This is a genomic window from Campylobacter sp. RM19072 (assembly GCF_024723485.1).
Classification (GTDB): Bacteria; Campylobacterota; Campylobacteria; order Campylobacterales; family Campylobacteraceae; genus Campylobacter; species Campylobacter porcelli.
In genome coordinates this window covers 1-633 of record NZ_JANQCU010000059.1, presented here as the reverse complement: position 1 = coordinate 633, position 633 = coordinate 1, and the positions used below count along the sequence as shown (strand labels likewise).

Sequence of the window (633 nt, the reverse complement as noted above, 5' to 3'; positions counted from 1 at the left end):
TTATAGAAGCTGATATTATGATTAGAAATAGTCAGTTTTATAACTATTTAGGAGTGATGATATGAAGTTACAATCAATTAGTTTTAGTGGTAATAAGAGGGTTAATATTAATAGCCAAGCAGTTATTAATATATCAGCGTTTAATTCGCTAGATAGACCAAGACAGATTAGGGTAAAAATCCTTGATGAGCTAGGCAATACAAAATCTATTATATATGAAGCCCAGCTACAAGCTAAAAGCTCATATGAAGCAAAACTATTTGCTAATAATGGCGAGAAGCTAGAGTTTGAAGCTGGTATCGAAGTAGGCTTTAATGTAGGTATATTAAACGAAAACTATATCGCTAAAGGTATTTTAAATACAGAGTATATAGTTTGTGTTGGTGATGGGGTAAAAAATGAGTTTAGCTTTAATGGCTTAAGCGTTAATAGCTTTAAAGAGGTTAGAATAGTTTTTGATGGCTTATATGAAGCAGTGTTTGCTAAGGATTATGAGCTAAATAGTGATAAGAGCGGTGTGGTGTTTTATGAAATACCAGCTAATGGGCTAGAGTTTATAGTCTTTATAACAAAACAGGAGTAAAAATGAGTAGTTATGATATATCTACAGGCAAGATAGATGGTAGTGCCATA

General features: G+C 32.1%; 1 protein-coding gene. It reads left to right on the top strand.

Features of this window, described 5'->3' with window-relative positions:
- Positions 1-61: 61 nt before the first annotated feature.
- The gene (locus tag CSUIS19072_RS08450) at positions 62-583 is read left to right on the top strand and encodes a hypothetical protein (RefSeq protein ID WP_086293870.1); all 522 of its coding nucleotides are present in this window, start codon (positions 62-64) and stop codon (positions 581-583) included.
- Positions 584-633: the final 50 nt, after the last annotated feature.

Excerpts from the sequence above, each read along its gene's own strand:
- CSUIS19072_RS08450 (WP_086293870.1), top strand. The coding sequence starts at position 62 with ATGAAGTTACAATCAATTAGTTTTAGTGGTAATAAGAGGGTTAATATT.